Source organism: Streptomyces sp. SID3212 (assembly GCF_009865405.1).
In the GTDB taxonomy this organism is placed as follows: Bacteria; Actinomycetota; Actinomycetes; order Streptomycetales; family Streptomycetaceae; genus Streptomyces.
In genome coordinates, this window is the sequence record NZ_WWJY01000656.1 from 1 (window position 1) to 3,939 (window position 3,939).

Consider the following 3,939-nt stretch of genomic DNA (forward strand, 5'->3'; position numbering starts at 1 on the left):
TCGCGTGGGCGCGGACCGTCGCCGGTGCGAGCAGGCCGGCGTGCAGCGCCTCCCTGGCCAGCCGCAGCGCCGCCGACCGCAGCAACGGGTCTTCGCTGCGGGCCAGTTCGGCGACGAGGTCGGCGGGCCGGTGCGCTTCGGTGGCGGTCACGTCGCGTACGGCCCGGCGGAGGAGTTCGCCGGGGGCGTGGCGGATCACCCCGGGTTCGTTGAGGAGTTCGGCGCGGAGCCAGGCGATCCGTACCCGTACCGGCAGGTGGTCGGCCGCCCGCCACGACGGGCGCCGACGGGCGCCGAGGTACGGTCCCAGGCGCGTGTACAGCCCGGCCAGGAGGAGCATCTCCTCCGGCGTCCGCTCCGGTGGTCCTTCGACCGACTCCGGGAGCAGCAGGGCGAGTTGCTCGCTGCCCCCGTCGGCGAGGACACGCTCGGCGAGCTGCGTCAGCCCGAGGTACCGCACCCGCGCGTCGTCGTGCCCGTCCAGCTCGGGCCGGGGCGCCGTAGGCCCCTCCATGGGTGTCCCGGTGGGCGTCATCGTCGGGATGCTAGCGGGGCCGTACCGCACCCGGCCAACGGGATTCCGTACGGCGGGAGCGGCAGGTGCGGGACGTACGGCGGGTCATTGGTGCGGCCGTCAGCGCGCCGGGCTCGCCAGCGATCCCAGGTCCGCGTCGGCCCACCGCGCACCCACACCCGTCAGGGTGACCTCGCGGCGGTCGTCGTCCGTGTCGCCGACCACCCGGTCGATGCGTACGTGGAGCCGGTCGTCGGACAGTTCCTCGACCTTGCCCTCGCCCCACTCCACGACCACCACCGACTCGGGCAGCGAGACGTCCAGGTCGAGGTCCTCCATCTCGTCCAGACCACCGCCGAGCCGGTACGCGTCGACGTGGACCAGGGCGGGGCCGTCCACCAGGGACGGGTGTACGCGGGCGATCACGAAGGTCGGGGAGGTCACGGCACCCCGGACGCCGAGCCCCTCGCCGAGCCCGCGCGTCAGGGTCGTCTTGCCCGCGCCCAGCTCGCCGGTGAGCATCACCAGGTCGCCGGGGCGGAGGAGGGACGCGAGCCCCAGGCCCAGCTCCCGCATGCGCTCGGGGGACTCGACGGTGAGGGTGAGGTACGGGGAGGCGCCGGGGCCGCCGGATGCCAGGGGCGCGGGTCCCACGACGGGCTCGGGTCCCACGGTCGGCTCAGGTCCCACGGCCGGCTCAGCTGCCCGGTTGTGCGGTCGTTCCATAAGTCCCCACGTTAGTCTCCGTCGGCACCGCCCCCACGCGCGCGAGCAGGTCCGCGAGCCGGTCCGTGACGGCCTCCGGGTGTTCCAGCATCACCAGGTGCCCGGCGTCCGGTACGAGCACCAGCTCCGCGTCCGGCAGCAGGTCGGCGATGGCCTCGCTGTGCGAGCTGGGGGTCACCAGGTCGCTCACCCCGGCCAGGATCAGCGCCGGGACTTCGAGAAAGACCTCCAGCGCGGTCGTCTTGTCGTGGTCGGTGAAGGCCGGGTAGAACTCGGCGACCACGTCGATCGGGGTGCCCTCGATGAGCCGCTCGGCGAACCGTACGACGGCCGGATCGACGTCCTTCGAGCTGAACGAGTACCGCTTGATCAGCCCCGCGAACAGGTCGGCGGTCGCCCGCCGCCCCCGCTCGACCAGGTCCGCCTGCGAACCGAGCGCCTTGAGCACACCGGGCAGGACCCGGCGGACGGCGTTCACGCCCGCGAGCGGGAGGCCGTAGTTGACCTCGCCGAGCTTGCCGCTGGACGTACCGACGAAGGCGACGCCGACCACCCGTTCCCCTATCAGCTCGGGGTACTGGTCGGCGAGAGCCATGATCGTCATGCCCCCCATGGAGTGCCCGACGAGGACGAGCGGCCCCTCGGGCGCCGCCGCGTCGATGACGGCCTTGAGGTCGCGGCCGAGCTGGTCGATGGTGACGGGGACGGCGCCGGGGCCCCGCTGGGAGGCCCCGCGCGCGGACCGTCCGTGGCTGCGCTGGTCCCAGTGGACCGTACGGACAAGTCCGCGCAGCGCGGCGCGCTGGAAGTGCCAGGAGTCCTGGTTGAGGCAGTAACCGTGGCTGAAGACGACGGTGACGGGCGCGGGCGTACGCCGCCCGAAGAGCCGGCGCCGCCGGGGCGCGGCGGCGCTCGCCTTGCCCGCTTTGCCGTCCGTCGCCCCCTTCGCTCCCCCCTTGCCCGCCTTGCCGGTCTCCTCGACCTCCACCTCGTCAATCTCGTAGTACAGCTCCGTACCGTCGTCGGCGAGGGCGGTACCGGGGGTGCCGCGCAGAGCGCCGTACGGCCCGGACGAGTCGAGCGCGAGCCGCGCCTTCTTGCGCATGCCCCGGCCGACGGTGAGCCGCTCGATCGCCACACCGGCGGCGGCGCCGGCGGCGATGACGCCTATCGCGGCCCCGGCGACCCCGGCCCGGCGCCAGTTGCCGGTGGCGGCCGAGGTGAGGGCGGCCACTTCCTGCGCCACGTCGCCGGCCGCGCTGCTCTCGGTCACCGTGGGCTCCTCGCGGTCGTCTCGCTGTCATGTCTCTCGTCGACATAGACGCGGGGAACGCGCGCGCCGATGCGGGTGACGATCTCGTACGCGATGGTCCCGGCGGCCTCGGCCCAGTCCTCGGCCGTCGGCTCACCGCGATCGCCGGGGCCGAAGAGGACGGCGGGGGTGCCGGGCTCGACGACGTCGTCGCCGAGGTCGACGACGAACTGGTCCATGGCGACCCGCCCGGCGACCCGCCGCCAGGGGGTGCCGCTCCCCCCTGCCTCGCCACCGTCGCCGACCAGCACGGGCCCACGGCCCGAGGCGTGCCGGGGGACGCCGTCGGCGTACCCGAGGGGCACGAGGCCGAGGTTGGTCCGCTGCGGGGTGACGTAGTGGTGGCCGTAACTGACGCCGTGACCCTCGGGGACCTGCTTGACCAGGGCGACGGAGGCGGAGAGCGTCATGACGGGCCGCAGGCCGAAGTCCTGGGGGGTGCCGAGGGCGGGGCTGGGGGAGATGCCGTACATGGCGATGCCGGTCCGTACGAGATCGAAGTGCGACTCGGGGACGGTGAGGGTGGCCGGGGAGTTGGCGATGTGCCGCACCTCGGGCTCGATGCCTTCCTTCTCGGCGTACGCGAGCATCTCGTGGAAGAGGTCGAGCTGCGCGCCGATGGAGGGGTGACCGGGCTCGTCGGCGCAGGCGAAGTGGGACCACAGGCCGGTGACGTGGACCTGGCCGGCGTCCTGGGCGGCCAGGGCGGCGGCGACGAGGGCGGGCCAGTCGGCGGGCTGGCAGCCGTTACGGCCGAGGCCGGTGTCGGCCTTGAGCTGGATACGGGCGGGCCGCCCGGCCTCCCGGGCGGCGGCGGCCACCTCACGCAGGGCCCACATGCCACTGACCCCCATGTCGAGGTCGGCGTCGATACCGGCGCGCCAGGGGTCACCGGGGGTCCAGAGCCAGCACAGGATCCGACCGCGAATCCCAGCGGCACGCAGACCGAGCGCTTCCTGAGGCGTGGCGGTCCCGAGCCAGCTGGCCCCGGCTTCGAGCGCGGCCCGGGCGACGGGCACCATCCCATGCCCGTACGCATCGGACTTCACGACGGCCATCAGGCCAGCACCGGGCTGAACACGCCCCAGAAGCGCCCGCACGTTACCCCGCAGAGCACCAAGATCAACCTCAGCGCGGGCACGGGGGGGCGGAGGCGCGTCGCGGGGCGCGTGACGGGGCTGGTTGGGCGGCTGGTCGTGCGGCTGGTCCTGTGGCGCCTGAATGTTTCCGGTCATCAGGGCCAGTCTCTCAGAGCGGGGGGCTGTGGGGGTTGAGGGTTGGGGTGGGATGTTCGGGTGCGGGTTCGGACCGAGGGGTAGTCGGGGGAGCCCGGGTTGTGTGGTTCGGGGCGGGGCCGCCCCTTGCGGTTGAGTGTCGCGGTTTCGGG

The 3,939-nt window shown here is 73.7% G+C and carries 3 protein-coding genes and 1 pseudogene; all 4 read right to left on the reverse strand.

All coding sequences use genetic code 11. The annotated features are described in order from the left end of the window. Nucleotides 1-535: pseudogene (locus GT042_RS19850) on the reverse strand (HEAT repeat domain-containing protein); the annotation flags it as partial. A gap of 99 nt (nt 536-634) precedes the next feature. Continuing rightward, complete coding sequence (tsaE, locus tag GT042_RS19855) at nt 635-1,240, reverse strand: tRNA (adenosine(37)-N6)-threonylcarbamoyltransferase complex ATPase subunit type 1 TsaE (protein ID WP_161310071.1); 606 nt, start codon at nt 1,238-1,240, stop codon at nt 635-637. Next, entirely contained in the window at nt 1,212-2,513 is a 1,302-nt protein-coding gene (locus tag GT042_RS19860) for an alpha/beta hydrolase (protein WP_161310072.1), read from the reverse strand. Before GT042_RS19860 ends, tsaE begins: the two co-directional genes overlap by 29 nt. Next, entirely contained in the window at nt 2,510-3,664 is a 1,155-nt protein-coding gene (alr, locus tag GT042_RS19865) for an alanine racemase (protein ID WP_237530975.1), read from the reverse strand. Before alr ends, GT042_RS19860 begins: the two co-directional genes overlap by 4 nt. Nucleotides 3,665-3,939 lie beyond the last annotated feature (275 nt).

Bases quoted from the DNA above. Each gene is read 5' to 3' on its own strand.
- tsaE (WP_161310071.1), bottom strand. From the start codon at position 1,240: ATGGAACGACCGCACAACCGGGCAGCTGAGCCGGCCGTGGGACCTGAG.